The 468-nt window shown below is 58.8% G+C and carries 1 protein-coding gene; it reads right to left on the bottom strand.

Translation table 11 applies throughout. The features are described from left to right. A partial coding sequence (locus MUY21_RS16010) for a GTP-binding protein (RefSeq protein WP_248411270.1) occupies positions 1 to 467 on the bottom strand: 467 nt, incomplete at its 3' end. Position 468 lies beyond the last annotated feature (1 nt).

Raw genomic sequence — 468 nt, 5'->3', positions numbered from 1 at the left:
TATTCGGTCAACAGTTCGCGGACTTCCATTTCCACCAGCTCAAGCAGCTCTTCGTCGTCAACCTGATCGACCTTGTTCATGAACACGACCATGGTCGGGATACCGACCTGGCGGCCCAGAAGGATGTGCTCGCGGGTCTGCGGCATGGGGCCGTCAGCGGCGTTCACAACCAGGATCGCGCCGTCCATCTGCGCCGCACCGGTGATCATGTTCTTCACATAGTCCGCGTGGCCGGGGCAGTCGACGTGGGCATAGTGACGCGCGTCGGTTTCATATTCCACATGCGCGGTCGAGATCGTGATCCCGCGCGCTTTCTCTTCCGGTGCGCCGTCAATCTGGTCATACGCCTGGAAATCACCGAAATACTTGGTGATCGCAGCGGTCAGCGTCGTCTTGCCGTGGTCAACGTGGCCAATCGTGCCGATGTTGACGTGCGGTTTGGAGCGTTCAAACTTTTCCTTAGCCATG

The sequence above is a fragment of the Aliiroseovarius sp. S2029 genome (genome assembly GCF_023195575.1).
GTDB lineage: Bacteria > Pseudomonadota > Alphaproteobacteria > Rhodobacterales > Rhodobacteraceae > Aliiroseovarius > Aliiroseovarius zhejiangensis.
This window is presented reverse-complemented; position numbering and strand designations above follow the sequence as displayed.